26 protein-coding genes and 4 tRNA genes are annotated in these 23,920 nt (G+C 66.1%); 10 read left to right on the plus strand and 20 right to left on the minus strand.

What is annotated here, in order from left to right; all coding sequences use genetic code 11:
• From GV792_RS24350 to rplJ, 4 genes are all read right to left on the minus strand, one after another.
• The gene (locus GV792_RS24350) at positions 1-795 is read right to left on the minus strand and encodes an MlaE family ABC transporter permease (RefSeq protein ID WP_163826767.1); all 795 of its coding nucleotides are present in this window, start codon (positions 793-795) and stop codon (positions 1-3) included.
• Between the two features lie 131 nt (positions 796-926).
• Positions 927-2,000, minus strand: coding sequence for an ABC transporter ATP-binding protein (locus tag GV792_RS24355; protein ID WP_175583033.1), 1,074 nt, complete (start codon positions 1,998-2,000; stop codon positions 927-929).
• Between the two features lie 245 nt (positions 2,001-2,245).
• Positions 2,246-2,626 (minus strand): 50S ribosomal protein L7/L12, encoded by a 381-nt coding sequence (gene rplL, locus GV792_RS24360; RefSeq protein ID WP_163826769.1) that lies wholly within the window; start codon positions 2,624-2,626, stop codon positions 2,246-2,248.
• Positions 2,627-2,686: 60 nt separating this feature from the next.
• Positions 2,687-3,214: a 50S ribosomal protein L10 gene (gene rplJ / locus GV792_RS24365; protein ID WP_163826771.1), complete on the minus strand. Its 528-nt coding sequence runs from the start codon at positions 3,212-3,214 to the stop codon at positions 2,687-2,689.
• Positions 3,215-3,652: 438 nt separating this feature from the next.
• Between rplJ and GV792_RS24370 the strand changes: the two genes are divergently transcribed.
• A complete protein-coding gene (locus GV792_RS24370) occupies positions 3,653-5,275 on the plus strand; it encodes an MFS transporter (protein WP_163826773.1) in 1,623 nt (540 codons plus the stop codon).
• 749 nt (positions 5,276-6,024) lie between these two features.
• Here GV792_RS24370 and rplA read toward each other — a convergent pair.
• The 10 genes from rplA to GV792_RS24420 form a co-directional block, all read right to left on the minus strand.
• Positions 6,025-6,738, minus strand: a complete 714-nt coding sequence (gene rplA, locus GV792_RS24375; RefSeq protein WP_163826775.1) for a 50S ribosomal protein L1 — start codon at positions 6,736-6,738, stop codon at positions 6,025-6,027.
• A gap of 71 nt (positions 6,739-6,809) precedes the next feature.
• Entirely contained in the window at positions 6,810-7,244 is a 435-nt protein-coding gene (gene rplK / locus GV792_RS24380; protein ID WP_014353103.1) for a 50S ribosomal protein L11, read from the minus strand.
• 184 nt (positions 7,245-7,428) lie between these two features.
• Positions 7,429-8,232 carry a transcription termination/antitermination protein NusG gene (nusG, locus tag GV792_RS24385; RefSeq protein WP_163826868.1) on the minus strand — a complete coding sequence of 268 codons (804 nt, stop codon included), beginning with the start codon at positions 8,230-8,232 and terminating at the stop codon, positions 7,429-7,431.
• Between the two features lie 114 nt (positions 8,233-8,346).
• Complete coding sequence (secE, locus tag GV792_RS24390; RefSeq protein ID WP_163826777.1) at positions 8,347-8,727, minus strand: preprotein translocase subunit SecE; 381 nt, start codon at positions 8,725-8,727, stop codon at positions 8,347-8,349.
• 31 nt (positions 8,728-8,758) lie between these two features.
• Positions 8,759-8,831: transfer RNA gene (locus GV792_RS24395), tRNA-Trp, on the minus strand.
• Between the two features lie 237 nt (positions 8,832-9,068).
• Positions 9,069-10,130 (minus strand): fused (3R)-hydroxyacyl-ACP dehydratase subunits HadA/HadB, encoded by a 1,062-nt coding sequence (locus GV792_RS24400; protein WP_163826871.1) that lies wholly within the window; start codon positions 10,128-10,130, stop codon positions 9,069-9,071.
• A gap of 207 nt (positions 10,131-10,337) precedes the next feature.
• Positions 10,338-10,508 carry a 50S ribosomal protein L33 gene (gene rpmG / locus GV792_RS24405; RefSeq protein WP_011211653.1) on the minus strand — a complete coding sequence of 57 codons (171 nt, stop codon included), beginning with the start codon at positions 10,506-10,508 and terminating at the stop codon, positions 10,338-10,340.
• Between the two features lie 37 nt (positions 10,509-10,545).
• Positions 10,546-10,621: transfer RNA gene (locus GV792_RS24410), tRNA-Met, on the minus strand.
• A gap of 84 nt (positions 10,622-10,705) precedes the next feature.
• Positions 10,706-10,778: transfer RNA gene (locus tag GV792_RS24415), tRNA-Thr, on the minus strand.
• A 207-nt stretch (positions 10,779-10,985) separates the two neighbouring features.
• Positions 10,986-11,068, minus strand: a tRNA-Tyr gene (locus GV792_RS24420).
• Between the two features lie 216 nt (positions 11,069-11,284).
• On the opposite strand from GV792_RS24420, the gene GV792_RS24425 reads away from it, so the two are divergent.
• On the plus strand, positions 11,285-11,776 hold the full coding sequence (locus tag GV792_RS24425) for a YajQ family cyclic di-GMP-binding protein (protein WP_163826779.1): 492 nt from the start codon (positions 11,285-11,287) through the stop codon (positions 11,774-11,776).
• Between the two features lie 78 nt (positions 11,777-11,854).
• On the opposite strand, the gene htpX is transcribed toward GV792_RS24425, so the two are convergent.
• Together htpX and GV792_RS24435 are read right to left on the minus strand one after the other, a co-directional pair.
• Positions 11,855-12,733 (minus strand): zinc metalloprotease HtpX, encoded by an 879-nt coding sequence (gene htpX / locus GV792_RS24430; protein ID WP_163826781.1) that lies wholly within the window; start codon positions 12,731-12,733, stop codon positions 11,855-11,857.
• 258 nt (positions 12,734-12,991) lie between these two features.
• Positions 12,992-14,014 (minus strand): polyprenyl synthetase family protein, encoded by a 1,023-nt coding sequence (locus GV792_RS24435; RefSeq protein WP_163826783.1) that lies wholly within the window; start codon positions 14,012-14,014, stop codon positions 12,992-12,994.
• A 255-nt stretch (positions 14,015-14,269) separates the two neighbouring features.
• Between GV792_RS24435 and GV792_RS24440 the strand changes: the two genes are divergently transcribed.
• The 3 genes from GV792_RS24440 to GV792_RS24450 all read left to right on the plus strand — a co-directional run bounded on the left by GV792_RS24440 (position 14,270) and on the right by GV792_RS24450 (position 16,608).
• Positions 14,270-15,550 carry a geranylgeranyl reductase family protein gene (locus GV792_RS24440; RefSeq protein WP_175583366.1) on the plus strand — a complete coding sequence of 427 codons (1,281 nt, stop codon included), beginning with the start codon at positions 14,270-14,272 and terminating at the stop codon, positions 15,548-15,550.
• Between the two features lie 132 nt (positions 15,551-15,682).
• Positions 15,683-16,099: a helix-turn-helix transcriptional regulator gene (locus tag GV792_RS24445; RefSeq protein WP_163826876.1), complete on the plus strand. Its 417-nt coding sequence runs from the start codon at positions 15,683-15,685 to the stop codon at positions 16,097-16,099.
• Positions 16,100-16,164: 65 nt separating this feature from the next.
• Positions 16,165-16,608 carry a VOC family protein gene (locus GV792_RS24450; RefSeq protein WP_163826785.1) on the plus strand — a complete coding sequence of 148 codons (444 nt, stop codon included), beginning with the start codon at positions 16,165-16,167 and terminating at the stop codon, positions 16,606-16,608.
• Positions 16,609-16,657: 49 nt separating this feature from the next.
• On the opposite strand, the gene GV792_RS24455 is transcribed toward GV792_RS24450, so the two are convergent.
• Positions 16,658-17,164: a DUF2505 domain-containing protein gene (locus GV792_RS24455; protein WP_163826787.1), complete on the minus strand. Its 507-nt coding sequence runs from the start codon at positions 17,162-17,164 to the stop codon at positions 16,658-16,660.
• A 95-nt stretch (positions 17,165-17,259) separates the two neighbouring features.
• Between GV792_RS24455 and GV792_RS24460 the strand changes: the two genes are divergently transcribed.
• Both GV792_RS24460 and GV792_RS24465 read left to right on the plus strand, forming a co-directional pair.
• Entirely contained in the window at positions 17,260-17,724 is a 465-nt protein-coding gene (locus GV792_RS24460) for a DUF3592 domain-containing protein (RefSeq protein ID WP_163826789.1), read from the plus strand.
• A 121-nt stretch (positions 17,725-17,845) separates the two neighbouring features.
• Positions 17,846-18,988 carry a glycosyltransferase family 4 protein gene (locus GV792_RS24465; protein ID WP_163826791.1) on the plus strand — a complete coding sequence of 381 codons (1,143 nt, stop codon included), beginning with the start codon at positions 17,846-17,848 and terminating at the stop codon, positions 18,986-18,988.
• Between the two features lie 42 nt (positions 18,989-19,030).
• Here GV792_RS24465 and GV792_RS24470 read toward each other — a convergent pair whose 3' ends face one another.
• Positions 19,031-19,465: a GtrA family protein gene (locus tag GV792_RS24470; RefSeq protein WP_163826878.1), complete on the minus strand. Its 435-nt coding sequence runs from the start codon at positions 19,463-19,465 to the stop codon at positions 19,031-19,033.
• A gap of 241 nt (positions 19,466-19,706) precedes the next feature.
• Here GV792_RS24470 and GV792_RS24475 point away from each other — a divergent pair, with 241 nt between their 5' ends.
• Complete coding sequence (locus tag GV792_RS24475; RefSeq protein WP_163826793.1) at positions 19,707-20,345, plus strand: DUF4097 family beta strand repeat-containing protein; 639 nt, start codon at positions 19,707-19,709, stop codon at positions 20,343-20,345.
• A 107-nt stretch (positions 20,346-20,452) separates the two neighbouring features.
• Here GV792_RS24475 and GV792_RS24480 read toward each other — a convergent pair whose 3' ends face one another.
• On the minus strand, positions 20,453-21,082 hold the full coding sequence (locus GV792_RS24480) for a TetR/AcrR family transcriptional regulator (protein WP_163826795.1): 630 nt from the start codon (positions 21,080-21,082) through the stop codon (positions 20,453-20,455).
• A gap of 82 nt (positions 21,083-21,164) precedes the next feature.
• On the opposite strand from GV792_RS24480, the gene GV792_RS24485 reads away from it, so the two are divergent.
• On the plus strand, positions 21,165-22,199 hold the full coding sequence (locus GV792_RS24485; protein ID WP_163826797.1) for an aldo/keto reductase: 1,035 nt from the start codon (positions 21,165-21,167) through the stop codon (positions 22,197-22,199).
• A 139-nt stretch (positions 22,200-22,338) separates the two neighbouring features.
• Complete coding sequence (locus tag GV792_RS24490) at positions 22,339-22,962, plus strand: TetR/AcrR family transcriptional regulator (protein WP_163826799.1); 624 nt, start codon at positions 22,339-22,341, stop codon at positions 22,960-22,962.
• A 4-nt stretch (positions 22,963-22,966) separates the two neighbouring features.
• Here GV792_RS24490 and GV792_RS24495 read toward each other — a convergent pair whose 3' ends face one another.
• On the minus strand, positions 22,967-23,914 hold the full coding sequence (locus tag GV792_RS24495; RefSeq protein ID WP_163826802.1) for an NADP-dependent oxidoreductase: 948 nt from the start codon (positions 23,912-23,914) through the stop codon (positions 22,967-22,969).
• Positions 23,915-23,920 lie beyond the last annotated feature (6 nt).

The following is a 23,920-nucleotide window of genomic DNA, read 5'->3' on the forward strand; positions in this document are numbered from 1 at the left end:
TCAGGAACCCTTTGCGGGAACAATCTGCAGATAGATCAAGGTAAGGACCAGGTTCACGAAGAAAAGCACCAGGAACGTGATCACCACTGATTGGTTCACCGCGTCGCCGACTCCTTTCGGCCCCCCACTCGGATGTAGCCCCTTGTACGCGGCGATCACGCCGGCGATAAGCCCGAAAACAGCTGCTTTGATCTCGCCGATCCACAAATCGGGCAGCTGCGCCAGCGCCGAGAACGACGCGAGATAGGCGCCCGGTGTACCACCCTGCAACAAGACATTGAAGAAATAGCCACCAGCAATGCCGACCACCGACACCAGGCCGTTGAGCAATAACGCGACCAGCATCATGCCGAGCACGCGCGGCACAACCAGCTTCTGCACCGGGTCGACGCCGAGCACCTCCAACGCGTCGATCTCTTCCCTGATGGTGCGCGAACCGAGGTCGGCGGCCACCGCCGAACCGGCGGCTCCCGCGATGATCAACGCCGTCACCACCGGCGCCGCCTGCTGGACGGTCGCGAGCACACTCGTGGCACCGGTGAACGATTCGGCGCCCAGCTGTTTGATCAGCGAACCGGTTTGCAGCGCAACGACCGCGCCGAACGGAATGGCTACCAGTGCGCTCGGCAGAATCGAGACACTGGCAATGAACCATGATTGCTCGATGAACTCACGCCATTGAAACGGCCGGCGAAAGACCTTGCGCGCCACATCGAGAAACAACGCGAAGATCTTCCCGGCCTGAGCGAACCCTGACTCGACCGGAGTCCGTAAACGCTCATGCGTTGGGTTCACGATCGCAGATGTTACCTGCGTTACACCCGCGGACGGTCATGCATAACAGCCGTGTCGCCGGGTTTATCGACATCGTGCGCCGAAAATGCGAATACCGCGCCGGTGATCCGGCGCGGTATTCGAAGCGGTGATTACGCGTTGGGCGTTTGGTGGTGCGGCACCGTGGCCTCGTAGGCGCCGCCCTGCGCGAGCTCGGCGGTGTTGTACGACATCACCTGGGTGTCGTCGTTCTCCTCCAGCGACTGCTGGATGGCGACCTGCGCGGCGTGCGGCAGGGTGTGCATGATCTCGCGCACCCGCTGCTTCCGGCGATGCACCGCCTGACGCACCGGCATGCCCGGGGTGGCCTTCATCTGCGGGATGATGCCCTCGATCTCCTCGGCGCCACCGTGGTGGTGACCGGCGTCGACCATGGCCTGCTCGCGGGCCATCTGCGCCTCGTCCTTTTCCTCGGACATACCGATCGGACCGATCATCCGGCCGTTGAGGAACTGCTTGACCACCGGCTCGTCGGAGGTGAGCAGCACCTCACGAGGGCCGAACATGACCAGCTGGCGGCGGAACAGCATGCCGATGTTGTCGGGCACTGTGCGGGCCAGGTTGATGTTGTGGGTCACGATGAGGATCGTGGCGTCGATCTGAGCATTGATGTCGATGAGCAGCTGGCTCAGGTAGGTGGTGCGGACCGGGTCGAGACCGGAGTCCGGCTCGTCGACGAGGATGATCTGCGGGTCGAGCACCAGCGCGCGCGCCAAACCGGCACGTTTGCGCATACCACCGGAGATTTCGCCGGGGAGCTTGAACTCCGCACCGAGGAGACCCACCATCTCCATCTTCTCCATGACGATATTCTTGATCTCCGACTCCGACTTCTTCGTGTGCTCACGCAACGGGAAGGCGACGTTGTCGAACAGATGCATGGAGCCGAACAGCGCGCCGTCCTGGAACAGGACGCCGAACAGCTTGCGGATCTCGTAGAGCTCCTTGTTGGAGCAGGTGGTGATATCGGTGCCGTCGATGTAAATCGAGCCACGCTCGGGGCGCAGCAGACCGATCAGCGACTTCAGAAAGACGGACTTACCGGTACCAGAGGGGCCGAGCAGCGCACTGACCTCCCCGGACGGCAGGGTGATCGAAACGTCCTGCCAAATCCGCTGGGAACCAAAGGACTTGGTAATGCCTTCGGTCCTGACCTCGACGCCCACGCCAACCTCCACATTTCTCAGCGAGCCGCCCCACCGGCGAACCGCGTTTGCTCGACATCGCGGTGTGTCACGTCACAGTGGGTGCGGTCACTCTATCGCATGGGCATGTCGCCGCACACCCCAACCTGACCGAAGAGTAACCCCCGAACGGTCCCGTTATTCGCACGAACCCGACATCCTGCCGGAAAAAAACGAACGGGCGGCCCCTGAAAAGGGACCGCCCGTTACGGCGTTTCGCTCGGAAATTACTTGACCGAGACCGAGGCGCCGGCCGCTTCCAGCTTCTCCTTGGCGGCGTCGGCGGCGTCCTTGGCGACCTTCTCCAGGATCGGCTTCGGGGCACCCTCGACCAGGTCCTTGGCTTCCTTCAGGCCCAGGCCGGAGACGATCTCGCGGACCACCTTGATGACCTGGATCTTCTTGTCGCCGGCACCCTCGAGGATGACGTCGAACTCGTCCTGCTCCTCGGCAGCCTCGGCCGGAGCAGCGGCACCACCGACGGCGGCGACGGCGACCGGAGCAGCAGCGGTGACCTCGAACTTCTCCTCGAACTTCTTGACGAAGTCCGACAGCTCGAGCAGGGTCATGTTGCCGAAGGTCTCGAGCAGTTCGTCAACGTTGGCCATTGTTGTTTCCTTTCGGTAGATGATGTCTGGGTTGGGCGAGGATCGCCCGGGTAACGGCGCTTATTCGGCGCCTTCGGCCCGCTTCTTGTCCTCCAGCGCGGCGGCCAGGCGGGCCACCTGCGAAGCAGGAGCATTGAACAGACCGGCAGCCTTGGCCAGGTTGCCCTTCAGCGCACCGGCCAGCTTGGCCAGCAGCACCTCGCGGGTTTCCAGGTCGGCGATCTTCTCGACCTCGGACACGGACAGCGCGTTGCCATCCATGTAGCCGCCCTTGATGACCAGCGACTTGTGGTCCTTGGCGAAGGTCTTGAGCGCCTTCGCCGCGTTGACCGGCTCGCCCGTGATGAAGGCGATAGCGGTCGGTCCCACGAACAGGTCGTCAAGGCCCTCGACACCCGCCTCTTCCGCGGCACGCTTGACCAGGGTGTTCTTGGCGACGGAGTACGTGGCGTCGGCACCGAGCGCGCGGCGCAGGTCGGTGAGGGCACCGACGGACAGGCCACGGTATTCCGTGACAACGGTGGCCGTCGAGCTCTTGAACTGCTCAGCGATCTCCGCGACCGCGGTGACCTTCTCGGGTTTTGCCATACTTCGCCTCCTCTCTGATGTCGGTTCGGACCCGAACTACCGACCAGGGGTGGCGACACAACAAACGCCCCGAACGCAGACAGAGCGTTCCGGGGCGCAATAGGATGAACCGATCCGAGCCTTGGCTCGTAATCGACTCCCAGCCTCGGCTCTCCCTGCGTGGGCCGCCGGCTGCTGCCGGACCTTCGACCGAACCCATGCGGGATCGGCGACCAACGGTCTTCGGTAGAACGGATTGGGTAGTGATCGAACACGTCGATAACTTCGCTTTAGAGTACCGGTAGGTCCGCCATCTGGCAAAACGGGCCCCGGGAACGCCCGAGGAGGCCGCGATCTCGGCCAGATTCAGTGTCGTACATCACAATTGACGACCAACAGTGAGCGAGATCGCAGCAATTAAGTGTTACGACGGGTAACGGTTACTGCTTAGCTGCTGGCATGACAACCTTCACAGTCGATCCACCGGTGCTGCTGGAACGACGCGCGCACCGATTCCTCGCGCTCGCGGTGATCTGCCTCGCCGAACTGCTGGTCGTACTCGACAACACCATCGTCAACGTCGCCCTGCCCTCCATCGGTGTGGAACTGTCCACCGGGGTCAGCGGCCTGCAATGGGTCGTCGACGCCTACACCCTCACCTTCGCGGGCCTGCTGCTGGCCTTCGGCAATCTCGGCGACCGCTACGGCAGGCGCCGGGTGATGATGATCGGTTTGATCGGCGTCGGCGTCATGTCGGTGGCGGGTGCGCTATCGACCTCGCTCGACGGCGTCATCGCGGCTCGCGCCGCCATGGGCGTATTCGCCGCCGCGGTCTTCCCGGCGACGTTGGCGCTGGTCATCAATATCTTCACCGACAAAAGAGAACGGGCCCTTGCCATCGCCGCCTGGACCGCCATGGCCGGCTTCGCCATCGCGATCGGCCCCATCTCCGGCGGCTGGCTGCTCGAGCACTTCTCCTGGCATTCGGTGTTCTGGATCAACGTCCCGGTGGCGCTGGTCGCGCTGGTCGCGACGATGCTGTGGGTGCCCGAATCCCGCTCCTCGGAGGTCGGCAGGCTCGATCTGCCCGGTATCGCGCTGTCCATCGCGGGCATCACGCTGCTGGTCTGGGCGATCATCGAAGCGCCGCGCTACGGCTGGCTGTCGGCGACGACACTGACCGCAGCCGCGGGCGGTGTCCTGCTCCTCGCCGCCTTTATCGCCTGGGAATTGCACACTCGCGCACCGATTCTCGATATGCGCCTGTTCCGCAATCGTCGATTCTCGCTACCTGCCTTGGCGATTGCGGTCGGCTATTTCTCGATGTTCGGTTTCCTGTTCCTGATCACCCAGTATTTCCAGGGTGTGCGTGAATACTCACCACTCGAATTCGGTATCGCCTCATTGCCGTTCGCGTTCTCCGTCGCTCTCGGTGCACCCATTGCGACACTGCTGGCCCAGCGGCTCGGCACCACACCGGTGATCGTGTTCGGTCTGCTACTGACCGGGCTCGGGCTGTATCTGGGCGGTCAGGTCACCGTGGACAGCGGATACGTCACCGAGGTCCTGCCGTCGATGGTGTCGATGGCGCTCGGCCTGGCCATCGTGCAGGGCCCCGCGACCGAATCGATCATGTCATCGCTGCCGTTGAACGAGGCGGGCGCCGGATCGGCGGTCAACGACACCACCCGCGAATTCGGCGGCACGCTCGGTGTCGCGGTACTCGGCTCGATCGTGGCGTCGTACTACACCACCAAGGTGGGGCCGCTCGTCGACCGCGTTCCCGAGAGCCTGATGTCGGCCAATGAGAAGGACTTCGCGAAATCGACGCCGCTCAGTGTGCTGGAGATGCGCAAACGCGAACTCGCGCCCTTCTTCGAGTCACAGCGCGAGAACATCATCACCGCGATGAAGGCGGCCTGCCTCGAAGGCTCGCATGCCGCCTCACTGGTCGCTACGGGAGCGGTCGTGGTCTGTGCGGTAGTCGTCGCGATCTTCCTGCCCTTGGGCGTGCAGGACGGGGAATCGGTGCTGCTCGGCTGGCGGAAGAACAAGGACGCCGATTCGGATTCGGTGCGGTAGCGAAGCGATCCGACGCATGCCCAACGCCGACCCCCACGCCCTTGCGGGACTCGGGCTATCGTCACCGGGTTCGGTTACTTGCGATGCCGTCCCGTTCGTGTTTCCGACGGCGGAGTATCGGAGTGATCGTCCCGGTTACGGTCGCCTTCACCGTCGTCGCTGGACCGGTCTCCGATTCGGCGAGGTTTGGGCAGGCGTCGACTACCGACGGCTGAGGTATCGTCCCCGGCTCGCTTCCGACGCAACTCGGCGAGATCGACGACGCTCCCGTCCTGATCGGCGCTGTGCGGTTCGGCCGCCGCCATCGGCGGCCATGCCGCTGCGGGGTCGACCGGCCACGACCCGGTTTCGCGCTGTAGCTCCGATCGCAGCACCGGCCGGGTCGGTGCTGGATCGTAGGCGGTGCCACTTTCCGAACGCCACGTTTTCGCCGGCGCTGCCTCTGCCACACGCCTTGGGCGGCGCGGCAGGGGTATGACCCTCGAGGACCGCCGGTCCGGTACTTCCTGATCCGACATCGAACTAGCAGCCGCCGAATGCCGAGGTACCGGTCGGGGCACTGAATCGCTGTCTGATTCTTGTGCTGACTCTGTTGCTCACGTCCATATTCTCCCTCAGGATCGCCGCAACGTCAGAACGGGTCGGCTCTGCCCGGTCGGCTCTCGAGTGCCGACCGGGTGGGTCGCCGAATACGAAACGGCGGGAACGCGATCGCGTTCCCGCCGTTTCGGGTCTTGCTCAGGTGCTGCTTACGCGTCCTCGTCCAGGAGGTTGCGGGTGCGGTTCGGGTCCACCGGGATGCCCGGTCCGGTGTTCGTCGAGACCGTCACCTTCTTGACGTAGCGACCCTTGGCGGTCGACGGCTTGACACGCAGGATCTCCTCCAGCGCGGCGCCGTAGTTCTCCACCAGCTTGGCATCGTCGAAGGACGCCTTGCCGATGACGAAGTGCAGGTTGGCCTGCTTGTCGACGCGGAAGTTGATCTTGCCGCCCTTGATGTCGTTGACGGCCTTGGTCACATCAGGGGTGACCGTGCCCGTCTTCGGGTTCGGCATCAGACCGCGCGGGCCGAGGACGCGCGCGATGCGGCCGACCTTGGCCATCTGGTCCGGGGTGGCGATCGCGGCGTCGAAGTCCAGCCAGCCGCCCTGGATCCGCTCGATCAGGTCCTCGGCGCCGACGGCGTCCGCACCGGCGGCTTCGGCCTCGGCGGCCTTGTCGCCGACCGCGAACACGATGACGCGGGCGGTCTTACCGGTGCCGTGCGGCAGGTTGACGGTGCCGCGGACCATCTGGTCGGCCTTGCGGGGGTCCACACCGAGACGAACAGCGACCTCGACGGTCGCGTCAGTCTTGGTGGTGGCAGTCTCCTTGGCCAGCCGCGCGGCGGCCAGCGGGGAGTAGAGCTTGTCGCGATCGACCTTCTCGGCCGCGGCGAGGTACGCCTTGCTTCGCTTTGCCATGTTTTCTCTGTCCTTAGCTGTGGTTCAGAAGTGGTTATCGGGCCTGGCCGGCCCTCCCACCTTGCAGGGGCTCAGCCCTCGACGGTGATACCCATCGAACGAGCGGTACCGGCGATGATCTTCGCGGCCTGCTCGATGTCGTTGGCGTTCAGGTCTTCCTGCTTGGTCTTGGCGATCTCGCGCACCTGGTCCATGGTCACCGTGGCGACCTTGTTGCGGTGCGGCTCCGCCGAACCCTTCTGCACGCCTGCGGCCTTGAGCAGCAGCTTGGCGGCGGGCGGGGTCTTCAGCTTGAAGTCGAACGTCCGGTCCTCGTACACCGAGATCTCGACCGGAATGACGTTGCCACGCTGCGACTCGGTCGCGGCGTTGTACGCCTTGCAGAACTCCATGATGTTGACGCCGTGCTGACCGAGCGCGGGGCCGACCGGAGGGGCCGGGTTCGCCTGGCCGGCCTGGATCTGCAGCTTGATGATCCCGGCGAGCTTCTTCTTCTTGGGGGGCATCTTTCTTCCTTGGTTTCGGTTCCTTACGGTTGCCGTAAGCCTTGCGCGGGCATCCACCCGCAGCCGGGCGCACCCGGCTCCGCGCGACGAATCCGGTGGAAAGCTCCGATTCTCACGCGAACCATGACACCTTACCGGGATCGCCCGTGCGCCTGATCGAGTGGGGCGGGTGGCCCGCCCCTGATCAGATCTTCGCGACCTGGGTGAATGCCAGTTCGACGGGAGTTTCGCGGCCGAAGATCGACACCAGCACCTTGAGCTTCTGCTGCTCGGCGTTGACCTCGGAGATGCTGGCGGGCAGCGTCGCGAACGGACCGTCCATGACGGTGACCGACTCGCCGACCTCGAAGTCGACCTCGATGACCGGCTTGGCGACAGCCTCGGTAGCGGCTTCCTGGCTGGCGGACGAGGCAGCGGCCGCAGCGGCCGGGGCCTTCTTCTGCTGCGAGGCCGGCACCAAGAACTTCACCACATCGCTGATGGTCAGCGGCGAAGGCCGCGACGTCGCGCCGACGAAGCCGGTGACACCGGGAGTGTTGCGCACCGCGCCCCAGGATTCGTCGTTCAGTTCCATCCGGACCAGGATGTAACCGGGCAACACCTTGCGGTTGACGTTCTTGCGCTGGCCGTTCTTGATCTCGGTGACCTCTTCGGTGGGCACTTCCACCTGGAAGATGTACTCCTCGAGGTCGAGGTTCTGCACACGGGTCTCGAGGTTGGCCTTGACCTTGTTCTCGTAGCCCGCGTAGGAGTGGATGACGTACCAGTCACCGGGCGCGCGACGCAGCGCGGCCTTCATCTCTTCCACCGGATCGGCGGGGATCTCCTCCGCGGGGGCTTCGGCGGCAGCGGCGTCCTCGTCAGCGGGCGCGGATTCGTCGACAGCCACGGACTCGTCGGCGGACTCCTCGACGGAGCCCACAGCCGACTCGGCCGCCGCGTCGTCGACCGGGAACTCGTCGTTTGTGTCGTTCTCCGGGGTGCTCACTGGGGCACTCGCTTCCTGTGTCGTCACGTACATCCTCTGCGTGCCGGGGCCGGACACGGTGAAAAATGATCCGTCCGTCCCGTCCCGGGGGTCGGCTTCCGGCGTCGGCGTTCGCTAGCCGAACAGCCAGTCGACACCTTTGACGAACGCCACATCCAATCCCGCGATGAACGCGACCATGAAGACCACGAACACCAGAACAACGCTCGTATAGGTGACCATCTGCTTCCGGTTGGGCCAGATGACCTTGCGCAGTTCCGCGATCACCTCACGCAGGAACTTGATCAAACGCTTGATCGGATTACCCGACTTGTCGCGTTCGGCCCGATCGGAGGTCTTGGCTGCCTTGCGCGCCGGTCGGTCGATCGTGGCAATCGATCCGTTATCGGCCGACGACGAACCGGCACGGGCCCGCCGGGCGGACCTCTTGCCGCTCGGCCGACTCGCCGCGGCGGTGCCATCGCCGTCGTCGCGAGTGTCCCGCTCGTCGGTCACGTCAACCCTCTCTCGTCGCTGGCATCCAGGGCAGGGGCGACAGGACTTGAACCTGCAACCTGCGGTTTTGGAGACCGCTGCTCTGCCAATTGAGCTACGCCCCTTCGGCTGGACGGTGATACGGACGTCCAGCCACATGTGCTGTATTCAGTTGTTCGCTGGTGTCACAAACACGCGCGCCGCTCCGGCAGTTGCCGGCCCCGTCAGCGGATGTTCCGGAGCTGCGCCCCGGGCCGCCTGGAACCAGCCTTGCAGAGCAGCGCGCATCGGCTGGTGACCCCAGAAACCCGAGTGTACGTGAACACCGGTGGCATTAGCCAATCCGGGGCCACGCGAGCAGGTCAGGCCAGCTGGACCGTCGCTGTTGCGCGACCGAAGATCTTGCGGCCGGCGGACTTCGCGACGATGGCCACGACCGCGGTCCTGGTCTCGGGATCGACCGACTTCACCTTGCCGGTGAACTCGACCTCGGCAGGCTCGTCCACGCCCACGTACACCGGGCTGGTGAACCGCACGTTGTACTCCTTGACCGCGCCCGGGTCGCCGAGCCACGAGCTGACGAATCCGCCACCGAGGCCCATGGTCAGCATGCCGTGGGCCACAACATTGTCCAGGCCGACCAGCTTGACGACTTCGTCACTCCAGTGGATCGGGTTGGCGTCACCGGATACACCGGCGTAGTTCACCAGGTCGCCGCGGGTCAGGCGAACGGTACGCGGGGGCAGCTCGTCGCCTGCGCTGAGCGAGTCGAAGGCGAGGGCGTGTTTGCTCGGTGCGACCTCGGGGACGCTTGCCACCGGCGCGGGGGCGGCGGTGGGCGCCGTGCGCGGGTGATGATCAGGAGTGTCCTCACCGAGGCCGTGCATGAGCACATTGCGGACCGCGCCGGCCAGGTTCGGGTCGATATCGCCACCGCTGCGGCCGATGAGTGTGGTGTAGGTGGTGAGCACCAGCTCATCGCGCTGATCGGTGACGATGTTCTTGGTGACGATGATGTCGCCGCCGAACGCCTGCCGGAACGAATGCAGGTAGACATCGCAGGTCAACTGGTCGCCGACCTTGATCGGCCGGTGGAATTCCAGGATCTGGTCGGTCTGCATGATCTGGCTCAGGTCGTAGCCGGTGACGACCTCTTCGAACAGCTTGCGCTGGGCCAGAATGCCGACCAGGGAGATGAAGGTCAGCGGCGCGAGCAGGCCGTCATAGCCGTACTCCTGCGCGGTGTCTTCCTCCCAGTGCACCGGGTGGTAGTCCTGCACGGCGCGGGCGTATTCGCGAACCTTCTCGCGGCCGACCTCGTAGTAGTCGTCGACGCGGTAGTGGTGCCCGACCATGGCCGCCGCGTGTTCCGCGGGGTCGAATGTCTCGCCCGACGCGACTGCTTCGTCTGTACCGGTGTTCATTGTCACGGGAGGACTGTACCTATCTGACCCCGCTGCGGGCAGGGTCGGTGGAGCGTTCACCACCGCTAGAGAGGCACCGTGGAAAAGCAGTCGGGCCGGACATCGCGTCCGGCCCGATGGCTTGTGTCACGGCGGTTGTGTCCCGGCTCGTGAGGCCGGGATCAGTGTCCCGGCGCCGATACACGCGGCAGCTTCACGCGTGGATGGCTAGCGGGACTCGCGATGCGCCCGGTGGGTGCCGCAGTTCGGGCAGAACTTCTTCAGCTCAAGCCGGTCCGGGTCGTTGCGCCGGTTCTTCTTGGTGATGTAGTTGCGGTGCTTGCACTGCTCGCAGGCCAAGGTGATCTTTGGCCGGACATCGGTGGACTTCGCGGCCACGATATGCCTTCTTTCCGGAACTGGGCTTGATCGGTTGTGGTAGCGATGGCCGGACTTGAACCGGCGACACAACGATTATGAGTCGTTTGCTCTACCGACTGAGCTACACCGCCACGGGTCGCATTGCCGCGGCGCCGCGCCCAGCCCTCCAACAAGCGGGAAGCGATGCCGAGTCGGTCACCACCGGCAATCCGGCGAGCCCCCTAACGGAATCGAACCGTTGACCTTTTCCTTACCATGGAAACGCTCTGCCGACTGAGCTAAGGGGGCACGACCTCTTGCGCACCGGGACTCGACTTTCTCGACCCCGGCGCTTCGAAGTCTTGAACGAGGTTACACACTCACCGGTCCTCGTACCAAACCGGCTGGTCAGAGCCGGTATTTCCGATCTCTGAGCCCCTGCCGAGCCGGCGAAGACAGAGCAGGCGCCGAAACGGAAGAACCCCCGCGGATCATGTGATCCGCGGGGGTTCTCGGTGGCAGATGTAGGATTCGAACCTACGTAGGCTTTCACCGACAGATTTACAGTCTGCTCCCATTGGCCGCTCGGGCAATCTGCCTTTGCGCTTCTCGGCGCGCAGAGCAGAATACAACGAACCCACACCCCGAATGCAAACCGGCTGGCTGACGGCATGATCACGTCGGCACCCGACTATGCCACCGGCGACACAGCCCGCGCCCGGCGACTAATGTCAGGCGGCCGGGTAGAACTAGGTGGGTGCGGCGAACCATCCGGCGCGACCTCGAACGCCGGACCGTCAGGACAGGAGCGCAGTGTGGCCGATTCGTCTTTCGATGTCGTCAGCAAGGTCGATCGCCAGGAGGTCGACAACGCGTTGCATCAGGCGGAGAAGGAGCTGAACACCCGCTACGACTTCCGGGGCACCGGAGCGGCGATCGAATGGTCCGGTGAGGAGAACATCGTGATCAGCGCCGAGGCCGAGGAGCGGGTCAAGGCCGCGCTCGAGGTGTTCAAGGAGAAGCTGATCCGCCGCGATATCTCGCTCAAGGCGTTCGACGCCGGCGATCCTGTGGTGTCGGGCAAGACCTACAAGATCACCGGTTCCCTGGTGCAGGGCATCGACTCCGAGCACGCGAAGAAGATCTCCAAGAAGATCCGCGACGAGGGCCCCAAGGGCGTCAAGGCCCAGATCCAAGGCGAAGAACTGCGCGTCAGCAGCAAGAAGCGCGACGATCTGCAGGCCGTGATCTCCCTGCTCAAGGGCGAGGACTTCGGTATCGCCCTGCAGTTCGTCAACTACCGATAGGCATCAATCCGTAGACCAACGTTGGCCGTGTCGCCGCGACATCGCGCCGACACGGCCGTACACGTTCGGGGCGCTGGATCAGCCGTGGTGCGGCCGCCCGGCCAGCTCTTCGAGGCGGGCGATGCGGTCTGCCATCGGCGGATGGGTGGAGAACCAGCGCGCCGCACGCTCACCCGGGCGGAACGGGTTGGCGATCATCAGGTGGGACTGGGCGGTGAGCTGTGGTTCCGGAGGTAGCGGGGCGGCCTGCACGCCACGTTCGAGCTTGCGCAGGGCCGAGGCCAAAGCGAGGGGATCGCCGGTGAGTTCGGCGCCGGACTGATCGGCCTGGTACTCCCGTGACCGCGAGACGGCCAGCTTGATCAGGGTCGCCGCGATGGGGCCGAGCAGCGAGACCAAGATCACGCCGATGATGTTCGGGCCGCCCTCGCGGTTGCCGCCGAAGGCGGTGGCGAAAAAGGCCAGATTGGCAAGGCCGGAGATGACGGCGGCCAGCGCGCCCGCGACCGAGGAGATGAGGATGTCGCGGTTGTAGACGTGAGACAGCTCATGACCGAGGACGGCGCGCAGCTCGCGCTCATCGAGAATCTGCAGGATGCCGCTGGTGCAGCACACTGCGGCATGACGGGGATTGCGGCCGGTGGCGAAGGCATTGGGCGCATTGGTCGGGCTGATGTAGAGCCGCGGCATGGGCTGACGGGCCGCGGTGGCGAGTTCTCGCACGATCCGATAGATGACCGGCGCCTCCAGCTCGCTGACCGGCTGCGCGTGCATGGCCTTCAACGCGAGCTTGTCACTGTTGAAGTAGGCGTAGGCGTTCATGCCGACGGCCAGCAGGATCGCGATGACCAGGATCGTCGGGCTGCGGAACATCGCCCCGGCGAACACGATCAGCGCGGAAAGGCCGACCATCAGCCCGAACGTCTTGATCCCGTTCGCATACCCATGCCCGTGCATAGTTCTCCTTGCCGCTCCCCCGTTCGTTGCGTGCTTCCTGGAAGTTCAACGAAACGGTCCCGAAGCAAAGTTCCTGGATACTCCACCGGACGCGATGGTTTACGCACAATCGTGCCCCATTCGCGCCCTCTGGTGGATGACCTCGAGCGACACCGGTTGTCGGCCGCACTCGGGCCGCCACCACCGTGCTGCGCCCCTGGGAAACTCACGCTCGGGGTGGCGCAGCACGGCGCCGCGGCCACCGCCCTCGGAGAGCGGCTACCCCACCCGTTCGATGGTGTAGCGGACCAGCCGCACCAGGGCATCGTTGGCGGGGCCCGGCGGTAGGGCGGCCAGCTCGGCGTAGGCGAGGTCGGCGTATTCCTGCAACTTCTGCTTGGCCTGCGCCATACCGGGGGAACGACCGAGCAGCGTCAGCGCCTCCTCCACCTCGGCATCGGTTTCCAGCGGGCGCGCCAGCAGGGTGCGCAACCGGTCGCCGTCGGCGCCTTCGTCGCGCAACGCGTACAGCACCGGCAGGGTGTGCACCCCTTCGCGAAGATCCGTGCCGGGGGTCTTACCGGACTGCGCGGATTCGGAGGAGATGTCGATGATGTCGTCGGAGATCTGGAAGGCGGTGCCGACGGCGTCACCGAGGCGGGCCAGCCGCTCGACATGTTCGGTGTCGGCGCCGGAGAAGGTGCCACCGAACCGTCCGGCGGCGGCGATCAGCGAACCGGTCTTCTCCCAGACCACGCGCAGATAGTGCGCGACCGGGTCCTTGGACTCGGCGGCGCCCATGGTTTCGCGCATCTGCCCGGTGACCAGTTCGGCGAAGGTTTCGGCGATGATCCGCACCGCGTCCGGGCCAAGCGTGGACACCAGCCGCGACGCGTGGGCGAACAAGTAGTCACCGGCGAGGATGGCGATGCTGTTGCCCCAGCGCGAATTCACGCTCGGCGCACCGCGACGCATGGTGGCCTCGTCCATGACATCGTCGTGGTACAGCGTCGCCAGGTGTACGAGTTCGACGACGGTGCCCGCGGTGATGAGGTCGGGATCGGTCGGACGCGGCCCGAGCTGCCCGGTGAGGATGGTGAACAGCGGACGGAACCGCTTACCCCCCGCTTTGGCCAGGTGCAGGGCCGCTTCCTGAAGGAACGACGCGCCGTCGGACAGCTCCTCGATCAGTAGCTTCTCGACGTCGGCCAGGCCGTTGCGCACCGTCGCGGCGAGTTCGGTATCACCGAGGTCCACCCCAGCTACCACCGTGCTCTCGTCGCTCACAGCAGATGTGCTCATTTCTTCTCCCAGCGATGCGTCCGACCCACGGTCAAAGAACCTAGCGTGTCCACGCTAGATAACCCCATGAACACCGTCACTCCCGGCAATATCCACTGGGGCGCACCGCACACCTTCGCACACCTGGTCGGGTATCGGACGGCGAGCCCGGCGGCGGGTCGGAATGCACCGGCCGCACATCACACACTGCACCGGTCACACATCACACGGCACCGGCGTCGACATGGGTGCGGCCGCGCTGCGAGTATGGAAACCATGGGTGCACCGGATGTCACACCAGCGGGCGGGGACGAGCAGACACATGGCGCGATACCCGCGCATGCCGACGTCCTTGTGGTCGGGGCCGGACCGGCCGGGTCGGCCGCGGCCACCTGGGCCGCACGCGCGGGCCGCGATGTCCTACTGGTCGACTCGGCGGTGTTCCCGCGGGACAAGACCTGCGGTGACGGCCTGACACCGCGGGCAACCGCCGAAATGGAGCACCTGGGTCTGGGTGACTGGGTGCGCGCGCACACCGTCAATCACGGTCTGCGGATGACCGGTTTCGGGCGCGAGGAGCTGCTGCCCTGGCCGGGCGGATCGTTCCCCACCTATGGAAGTGCGGTTCCGCGAACCGAACTCGACGACAAGCTGCGCGAGACCGCGGTGAAGTCCGGAGCGGGAATGCTGGACGGCACCAAGGTGGTCGATGTCACCCGCGACGGCGAGCGCGTCACCGGCGTGACGGTCCGCACGGGTGAGGACACCCACTCGATCACCTGCCGGACCCTCGTCGTCGCCGACGGTGTGCGTTCACCGGTCGGCAAGATGCTCGGCCGCGAATGGCATCGGCAGTACGCCTACGGCGTCGCCGCCCGCGCCTACATCACCTCCGGTCGCTCCGCGGATCAATGGATCACCTCGCATCTGGAATTGCGTGATGCGAACGGTGAACTGGTGCCCGGCTATGGCTGGGTGTTCCCACTGGCCAATGGCGAGGTCAATATCGGCGTCGGATCGCTGGCCACCGAGCGCAGGCCCTCCCATATCGCCCTCAAGCCGCTGCTCGAGCATTACACCGGGCTGCGGCGGGACGAATGGGAGTTCACCGGTTCGCTGCGTGCGGTCGCCTCGGCACTGCTGCCGATGGGTGGGGCGGTATCGAATATCGCGGGCCCCAACTGGGTCTTGATCGGTGACGCCGCCGGTTGTGTGAATCCGCTCAACGGCGAGGGTATCGATTACGGCCTCGAAGGCGGGCACATGCTCGCCGACCTGCTCGATGAACCTGACCTGAGCACGGTGTGGCCCGAACTGCTGCGCGCCCGATACGGGCGGACGTACTCGGTGGCACGCCGGATCGCCGGGCTCGCCACTCACCCGAGGATGGTGCCGCTGGGCGGTCCGCCGGTGATGCGGTCGAAGTTCTTGCAGCGCACCGCCGTTCGAGTGATGGGCAATCTGGTCACCGACGAGGACGTGGATCTGGTGGCACGCGCTTGGCGGACCGCGGGCCGCCTGTCCGCGCGCCTCGACGAGCGGCCGCCGTTCTGTTAGCCGCACCGGCCCGGGCAGCTTTACCCCGCTGAGCCTCGGCTAGCGCACCGGCGATGCGGCACACCAGGCGCCGACGCCAGAGCGTCCGACGACCGGCAAGCGACATACAGTGGTCTGGTGACGCCGCGACCGGTGCCGGAAGATCTGCTCCCCCATCTGCGGCGGGCGCGGGATCTGGCCGACCGCGAATACGCGCAGCCGCTCGACCTGGACGGGCTAGCCGCCGCCGCGGGGGTATCGAAATATCACTTCCTGCGCTGTTTCGCGGCCACGTACGGCAAGACACCGGCGGTGTATCTGGCCGAACGCCGTATCGAGCGGGCGCAGGACTTGCTGCGAGCCACGAACGTCACCGTGACCGAGACGTGCATGCTCGTCGGCTACACCAGCCTCGGTTCGTTCTCCCGGAAGTTCACCGAACTGGTCGGGATGTCGCCGTCGGCGTATCAGGCCAAATTCGCCACCGATGGGGCGCCACGCATCCCCGGTTGCTATGTCTTCATGCACGGACTCTCCGACCGGGCACCGCGCCCCGACAGCGGCCTCTGAGACCGATCCGGCACCGAGCAATTTCGGAGAAGCTCGGGCCGCGACCTTCGCCCTAGCCTGAACTCATGACTCCGATCAAGAACATTTCGCTGGTCACGGTCTATGTGACCGATCAGGACGCGGCCAAGAACTGGTACGTCGACAAGCTCGGCTTCGTGGAGACCGCCGACATCACGATGGGTGACAACGGCTTCCGGTGGGTCAGCGTCAGCCATCCAGATCACCGTGAACTCGAGGTGACGCTGATGCTGCCCGGGCCGCCACTGGACGAGAATATGGCCGAGGCGATCCGGCGGTCACTCGCCAACGGTACGCACGGCGCCTTGGGTCTCAATACCGACGACTGCCAGAAGGCATATGAGGAACTGTCGGCCAAGGGTGTCGAATTCGTGCAGCCGCCGTCCGAGCGCCCCTATGGCGTCGAAGCGGTGTTCCGCGACAACTCCGGCAACTGGCTGGTGCTGGTCGAGCCGAGGGAATACGACCCGACCATCGCGGCACCGGAGTAGATGTGCGACCGGATGCGCACCGGGCGGCACGCATCCGGTTCACCACAGATCAGGCCGACGCCTGCCCGGCGAACCACTTCTCGATGAACTTACGTTCGCTGTCGAGCACGCGGTGGTGCAATTGTTCGGCCAGCGGTTCGATGGCGCCGCCGACCAGCGGAACCTTCACCTTGACGGTGCCGACGACCTCGATCTCGCAGCCTTCGGCGGTCGGACGCAGCTCGTAGGTGCCCGACATCTCCGAGTTGATCCCGTTGGAAGTGCCTTCGAAGTTGCCCTTGGCGATCTCGCCGGTCAGGGCCTGCCAGGTGTCGGTGCGGGAGACGACCAGATCGCTCTTGAGGACCTTGCGCACGATGCCGGGAATCTTGTCGGGTCGGATCTTCTCGCTCATCGCGAGGCGCACGGTGCCCTCGCCGCCTGGGTGGGCCAGATCGAGGGTGGCCGTCTCGGCGCCGGCGAACCGGGCCTGCCACAGCTCGTCGCCGGTGAGTGCCCGGTGCAGGTCTTCCACCGGGACGGTGTAGGGCACCGTGAAGCTGAATTTTCGGGACATGGGCGAAACCATAGTCAAGACGGCCTTGCGCGGCCCATCATCAGGTCGAGCGAGGCCCGAGTACGCGCGACGGCGATGCCAAGTAGCCTGTGGCGGTGTCGGAAACCAGTCATCCGCAGCGGCGTCCGCAACGCCTGCGGCGTGCCCGGATCGGCGTGCTGACCGCCGCGACAGTGGTCAGCGTGCTCGTCGGGCTGCTAGTACTGGCGGCCTGGCGCAACGACCATCTGATCACCTCGGATATGGGCCGAACCACCGGTGAGGTGCTGTCGGCGGGCAGGCTGCGTTCGGCGGTCATGTACGTGACCCCCGACGGAGTGACACACAATCCGAAGGTCGGTGTCCTCTACCCCACCAACCTCACCGCGGGCGAGCACATCAATGTCGAATACAACCGCGCCGACCCCGACCTGGTGCGGGTCGCCGGACGTGACGTCCGGGTGGCCATACCGCCCGCCCTGTCGGTGATCGCGGTGACCTGGGCGCTCGCGCTCCCGACGCTGTGGATTCTACGGCGGGTGAGCAGGCGGCCGGTCACGGTGTCGACTGCGAAGGTCTGACCTCGGCACACCGTCATGCGCGACCCTGGCAGTGCCGCTTCGGGTTGGTATTCGCCGGAACTTCGCACGGACGTCACGTTGGTGTGGCCGAGGTGAGAAGGCCGGCACCCAGACTCGAGTGGTGCGCGTAGCCATTGTGGCGGAGTCGTTCCTGCCGAATATGAACGGCGTGGTCAATTCCGTGCTCAGGGTGCTCGACTATCTGGACCAGCACGGGCACGAGGCGCTGGTCGTCGCGCCGGACACCTTGCGGGGGCAGGCGCCCGCGTCACGCTTCCACGGGCGTTTCCCGGTGTATCGGGTACCCGCGGTGATGGTTCCGAAAGTCAGCTCGCTGCCAGTCGGCCTGCCGCAGCCGGGGATCGTGCGTGCGATCGCGGATTTCGACGCCGATGTGGTGCATCTGGCCTCGCCGTTTCTGCTTGGCGCTGGCGGGCTCGGGGCGGCGCTGCGACTGGATCTGCCCGCGGTGGCGGTGTATCAGACCGATGTGGCCGGGTTCGCGAAGAGCTATGGGCTGGGGCTGGCCAGTCGCGCGGCCTGGGGGTGGACCCGGCGGATTCACGAGGGTGCCGCGCGGACGCTGGCCCCGTCGAGCGCGGCCGCGGCAGATCTCGCGCTGCATGGCATTCCCCGGGTGCATCGCTGGGGGCGAGGGGTCGATATCGCGCGGTTCACACCCTCCGCGCGGCGAGCGTCGTTGCGGGAGACGTGGCTGAATGGTTCGTCGGCACTGATCGTCGGTTTCGTCGGGCGGCTCGCGCCGGAGAAGCATGTCGAGCGGCTTGCGGCTCTCGCCCACGATCCGGACATTCAGCTGGTGATCGTCGGCGACGGGCCCGAGCGTGGCAAGCTCACGCGGCTCCTGCCGAACGCCATCTTCACCGGTGAACTCGGCGGGGACGAACTCGCCGAGGCTTACGCCAGTCTCGACGTGATGGTGCACGCGGGCGAGCACGAAACCTTCTGCCAGGGCGTCCAAGAAGCGCTGGCCTCGGGTGTTCCGGTGGTCGGCCCTGATGCCGGCGGCCCGCGCGACCTCATCGCCCACTGCCGCAACGGCTATCTGCTGCCGGTGGACCGGTTCAGTGAATTGCTGCCGAGCGCCGTGGCCGCGCTCCGCGATCCGGCCCTGCGCGTCAGGTTCGCCGGGGCCGCGCGCACATCGGTGCTGCATCGGACGTGGCCCGCCATCTGCGATGAATTGATGGGGCATTACGCCGAGGTGACCGGCCGAGAATCTCGGCTCCCGCGCACCGCGTGATCTGGCCCACCTCCACGTGGAGACGTCCATCCAGGCCGGAAACTAGAACAAGCTACGCAGTGCAAGGAAGCGAAGGCCGCCGACCGCGGCCATAATGGCGAGCACCGCGCCCGCCCGGGTGATTTCGCCGAGGCCTGGTGCCATGAGCTCGAGACCGGCCAGGGCGGCCGTGCTGATCAGCAGGCCGACCAGCGCCAGCCCGCCGCCCTCCCACTGCGCGGTGAGCCAGCCGACACGGCCCGCAGCACGGAAGGTGAGTCTGCGGTGCAGTTCGTTCGCGATCATCGTGCTCACGATCGAGCCCGCGGCATTGGCGGCCAGCGGGCCGAGTCCGCCGCAGGCGAGGAACAGCAGCAGGTAGGCGATATTGCTGGTGCCGCCGACCAGGGCGAAGCGGAGCAGTTGCGCGAAGGCGTGATCGCCGAGCAGACACTGCCGCGCGCGGGCGCACCGACCGGCCCATTCGCTGCTCAGCATCGGGACGAGGGCAGGGCAGGCGATGGGGGCCGCGAAGGCGGTGCTGTTCACGAGAAGAACGGTCGCCGACCCCGCTGACGGCGACCTGACGCCCGACTGACATGACACCCTCGCGTCTCATGAGACGTCAGATCCGTGTCAGGTCGGTGTCAGCTGCTCCCGCGACAGTAATCACGTCAACGAAACAGCAACCGCGGCATACGGACCGCGGGAGCGGCATCCGAGCTCGAGGAGAGAGCCCATGTACACCTTCCAGACCCCGCAGCCGATCTCCGTCACCGTCGAGGTCCTGGCCGCCGACGTCACCGTCGTCGCCTCCGACCGCACCGACAGCGTCGTTGTGGTCCGCCCCGCCGACGAGTCCAAGAAGGCCGACGTGCGCGCCGCCGAGCAGACCGAGGTCGATTTCACCGACGGCACTTTGAGGGTGACGACGCCGAAAAGCTGGCGCACCTACACTCCGTTCGGCGGCAACGCGGCGATCACGGTGACCATCGAGGTGCCGACCGGCTCCGAGCTGACGAGCACCACCGGAGTCGGCCATGTGCGTGGCGCCGGCGCGCTCGGGCACTGCGAGCTGACGGTGGCGCTCGGCGACATCACCGTCGAGCGTCCGCAGGGGTCGGTGACCGCGAAGGCCACCAAGGGAAATATCCGCATCGGTGCCGCGACTCGCGGCGAGCTCCGGCTGGAGACGTCCGTCGGTGAGTTGGAGGTCGGTATCCGCCCCGGCAGTGCGGTGCGCCTGGAGACCGATGCCACCGTCGGCACCGTGCAGAACACGCTGGCGCCCGTCGGAGCGGAGCCGGTGGACACGGTGCAGGTGTTCGCACGGAGCTCGCTCGGCAACGTCATCATTCGGCACGCCGAGGCCGCTTAGGTCGTGTGCCCGAGCAGCGGGGACGGGCCGGCCATCCCCGCTGGTGTCGGAACCATTGGTGATCGGGGGGCCGAGCCGCTGCACGTGGAATGGATCGTCGCCGACGGCTAGGAGATCTGGGCCCGGGTTGCCACGTAGACCCCCCGTACGGCCGCATCAGCTGTCGATTCCGCGGCAGCACGGACGGCGAATTCGTCGATCGGGTCCCCGCTGGCGAGCATCCGGTAGTACAGCGGGCCGGACACTGCCGTGAGGACAGCGCGAGGGTCTGTTCCGGGCGGGGCTTCCCCGCGGGCAATGGCGTCGGTGACGCACCCCGACCACTCGGTGAGCCGGACATCGTAGAACCGGCGCAGGGCGGTGGCGGTGGTTTCGTCGCAGGTGGCTGCGGCTATGACGGCGCGGAACAGGCGGCCTTGGCGTCGATCGGTGAGAGTTTTCGCGACCAGGCGAGCATTGGCAGTGAGATCGTCGAGCAGGGAACCTGTGTCCGCGCGCGGAAGTGACTGTTCGGCCATATCGACCAGAAGATCGGCGATGAGCCCGGTGGGGGTGCGCCAGCGCCGATAGACGGTGGTCTTGCCGACCTCGGCGCGCGCGGCGACTTCGGCCAGGTCCAGGTGGGCGAATCCGTGTTCGGCGAGCAGATCGCCGGCAGCGCCGAGTACGGCCGCACGGACCCTGGCAGTGCGCCCACCTGGGCGAACCGACCCCGGGGCGGTTAAATCTTCCGTCATAACGGGACTCCAGTTTCATTTATCTTCGAACGGGTGTATGTTCGAATCCGTTAACGGAACTATAGACCCTTTAGGAGTTGTCATGGAGTACCGGCGGTTGGGTGCCTCAGGTCTGCTCGTCCCCGCGTTGAGCTTCGGTGCGGGTACTTTCGGCGGCCGCGGCGAACTGTTCAGCGCCTGGGGTGACACCGACGCCGCCCAAGCGCGGCGCATGGTCGATATCAGCCTGGAGGCCGGCGTCACCATGTTCGATACGGCCGATGTCTATTCCGACGGCGCTTCGGAGGAGGTGCTCGGTGCAGCCATCCGGGGGCGGCGCGATCAACTCCTGCTGTCCACCAAAGCGAGCTTGCCCACCGGACCCGGCCCCTACGACGCGGGTTCGGGCCGGTCCCGGCTGATCGGTGCCGTGGAGGCCTCACTGCGCCGGCTCGGAGTCGACCACATCGACCTGTTCCAGCTACACGCCTTCGATGCGCACACCCCGATCGACGAGGTATTGCGCGCACTCGACGATCTGGTGCGCGCGGGCAAGATCCGCTACCTCGGCGCATCGAACTTCGCGGGCTGGCAGCTGATGAAATCGCTGGCCGCCGCGGACCGCAACGGCCTGACCCGCTACGTCGCGCACCAGGTCTATTACTCGCTGGTCGGGCGGGATTACGAATGGGAACTCATGCCGCTCGGCCGCGACGAGGGCGTGGGTGCGGTGGTCTGGAGCCCGCTGGGCTGGGGCAGGCTGACCGGCAAGATCCGTCGCGGACACCCGCTCCCGGAAGGCAGCCGCCTGCATCAGACCGCCGCGGCAGGCCCGCCGGTGAACGAAGAGCTCCTCTACGATGTGGTCGACGTCCTCGACGAGATCGCCGCCGAGACCGGCAAGACCGTTCCGCAGATCGCACTGAACTGGCTGCTCACCCGCCCGACGGTCGCCACCGTCATCGTCGGTGCCCGCAACGAGGACCAGCTGCGCCAGAACCTCGGCGCCATCGGCTGGCAGTTGTCCGCCGATCAGATCGCCCGTCTCGACAAGGCGAGCGCCGTCACCCCGCCCTACCCCTACTACCCGTACTACCGCCTCCCCGATTTCACCCGCCTGAACCCGCCGGCGGTGTAGGAGCACGAGTGGTACCCGGCTGCGGCATTTCGCGAGAAGGCCCCGCAGCCGGGTACCACTCGTCACCACGTCTGCGGCGTCCGCAGGGATAAGTGGACGGTTGTACTATTATTTTGCTCGGGGGAGGAAGGTGGACGGCATGGTTGGCAACGGCAAGGTCGACGGCCGCGTGCGCCGTGGCGAACAGTCCCGGCGCGCCATCCTGGATCGAGCGATGGATATCGCCTCGGTCGAAGGGCTGGAAAGCCTGTCGACTCGGCGACTGTCCGCAGAACTCGGACTCAGCAACAGCGGGGTTTTCGCGCAGTTCGGATCCAAAGAGGAACTACAGCTGGCCACCGTGCGGGCCGCGATCGACGTGTTCGCCACGCAGGTGGTGAAACCCGCCCGGCGAGCGCCCGCGGGAATGCGTCGGGTGCGCGCACTGGCCGAGTCGTGGATCGATTACGCAGCCAAACCCATCTTCAGTGGCGGATGCTTTTTCCTGTCCACGATCTCGGAGTTCGACGCGCGCCCAGGGCGGGTGCGCGGCGCCCTCGCCGCGGCTCGGCAGGACTGGCTGCGCCTGTACGGATCCACTGTCGCCGAGGCGATATCGCTCGGCGAGATCGATCCGGACATCGATCCCGCCGATCTCGCCTTCGAGCTGGACGCGGTCGCCAGGCTGGCCGCACAGGACGCGTTACTCTTCGACGATCCCGCCCGTTACGAGCAGGCTCGTCGGATGATCGATGCCCGGCTGGCCACCGTGGCGACCACGTGACGCCTCACGCGGCGTCGGCGATATTCAGGACGATCTTTCCCGTGGTTGTGGCCCGCGCGACGAGCTCATGAGCCTTTGCCGCTTCCGCCAGCGGCAGTTCCTGGTCGACGTGCACACGCAATCGTCCGGTGCGGACGAGATCGGCCAGGGCCTCCAGCCCCGCATCGTCCGGATCTACGAGGTAGCCCGCGGCGCGCACGCCGAGCTCGTCGGCACGTTCGTGCAGGCCCGGCGTCCAGGCGGCCTGGCCGCTGACCAGAATCCCGCCGGGGCGTAATGATTCGAGGGCAGCGAGCCCATGCTTACCGCCGAACATCTGAATCACTACATCGGCATCGGGTACCTCGGTCGCCACATCCGAGGTGGTGTAGTCGATGGTCTCGTCGGCGCCGAGCTCGCGCAGGAACGGGTGTTTGACGGCACGGGCGGTGCCGATGACGTAAGCGCCGCGCGCCTTGGCGACCTGAACGGCCAGATGGCCGACCCCGCCGGCGGCGCCCGCGATGAGAACCCGCTGCCCCGAGGCGACATTCGCCACGTCGACCAGCATCTGCCACGCGGTAAGACCGGCCAGCGGCAGCGCGGCGGCTTCCACGAAACCGAGTTCGTCGGGCATCAACGCGAAGTGGCGTGCCGGGGCCGTGACGTATTCGGCGTAGGCGCCGGCCTCGCGCGGAAACCACGGCATACCGAAGACCCGATCGCCGGGCTGGAATCGAGTCACGCCGTAGCCCACCGCGCTCACGACGCCTGCCGCGTCCCAGCCGTTGATGAACGGAAGCGTGAGCACTCGGTTATACGCGTGGCCTTCGCGCGTGTAGTAGTCGACGGGATTGACCCCGGCCGCGACCACCTGCACCAACACCTCGCCCGGCCCGGGCTGCGGTTGCTCCACCTCGACCAGCTGCAACGTCTCGGGACCGCCCCATTCCCGCTGCTGTATTGCCCGCATCTCGCA

The organism is Nocardia cyriacigeorgica (assembly GCF_010868145.1).
GTDB lineage: Bacteria > Actinomycetota > Actinomycetes > Mycobacteriales > Mycobacteriaceae > Nocardia > Nocardia cyriacigeorgica_D.

What these genes read in the sequence shown, in the direction of transcription:
- GV792_RS24480 (WP_163826795.1), bottom strand. Translation starts at nt 21,082, where the DNA reads ATGACGGAAGATTTAACCGCCCCGGGGTCGGTTCGCCCAGGTGGGCGC.
- rplK (WP_014353103.1), bottom strand. Translation starts at nt 7,244, where the DNA reads ATGCCCCCCAAGAAGAAGAAGCTCGCCGGGATCATCAAGCTGCAGATC.
- GV792_RS24450 (WP_163826785.1), top strand. Translation starts at nt 16,165, where the DNA reads ATGACTCCGATCAAGAACATTTCGCTGGTCACGGTCTATGTGACCGAT.
- GV792_RS24400 (WP_163826871.1), bottom strand. Translation starts at nt 10,130, where the DNA reads ATGAACACCGGTACAGACGAAGCAGTCGCGTCGGGCGAGACATTCGAC.
- GV792_RS24370 (WP_163826773.1), top strand. Translation starts at nt 3,653, where the DNA reads ATGACAACCTTCACAGTCGATCCACCGGTGCTGCTGGAACGACGCGCG.
- GV792_RS24475 (WP_163826793.1), top strand. Translation starts at nt 19,707, where the DNA reads ATGTACACCTTCCAGACCCCGCAGCCGATCTCCGTCACCGTCGAGGTC.
- GV792_RS24440 (WP_175583366.1), top strand. Translation starts at nt 14,270, where the DNA reads ATGGGTGCACCGGATGTCACACCAGCGGGCGGGGACGAGCAGACACAT.
- GV792_RS24485 (WP_163826797.1), top strand. Translation starts at nt 21,165, where the DNA reads ATGGAGTACCGGCGGTTGGGTGCCTCAGGTCTGCTCGTCCCCGCGTTG.
- GV792_RS24490 (WP_163826799.1), top strand. Translation starts at nt 22,339, where the DNA reads ATGGTTGGCAACGGCAAGGTCGACGGCCGCGTGCGCCGTGGCGAACAG.
- rplA (WP_163826775.1), bottom strand. Translation starts at nt 6,738, where the DNA reads ATGGCAAAGCGAAGCAAGGCGTACCTCGCCGCGGCCGAGAAGGTCGAT.
- GV792_RS24435 (WP_163826783.1), bottom strand. Translation starts at nt 14,014, where the DNA reads ATGAGCACATCTGCTGTGAGCGACGAGAGCACGGTGGTAGCTGGGGTG.
- GV792_RS24470 (WP_163826878.1), bottom strand. Translation starts at nt 19,465, where the DNA reads ATGCTGAGCAGCGAATGGGCCGGTCGGTGCGCCCGCGCGCGGCAGTGT.
- GV792_RS24495 (WP_163826802.1), bottom strand. Translation starts at nt 23,914, where the DNA reads ATGCGGGCAATACAGCAGCGGGAATGGGGCGGTCCCGAGACGTTGCAG.
- htpX (WP_163826781.1), bottom strand. Translation starts at nt 12,733, where the DNA reads ATGCACGGGCATGGGTATGCGAACGGGATCAAGACGTTCGGGCTGATG.
- GV792_RS24455 (WP_163826787.1), bottom strand. Translation starts at nt 17,164, where the DNA reads ATGTCCCGAAAATTCAGCTTCACGGTGCCCTACACCGTCCCGGTGGAA.
- rplJ (WP_163826771.1), bottom strand. Translation starts at nt 3,214, where the DNA reads ATGGCAAAACCCGAGAAGGTCACCGCGGTCGCGGAGATCGCTGAGCAG.
- rplL (WP_163826769.1), bottom strand. Translation starts at nt 2,626, where the DNA reads ATGGCCAACGTTGACGAACTGCTCGAGACCTTCGGCAACATGACCCTG.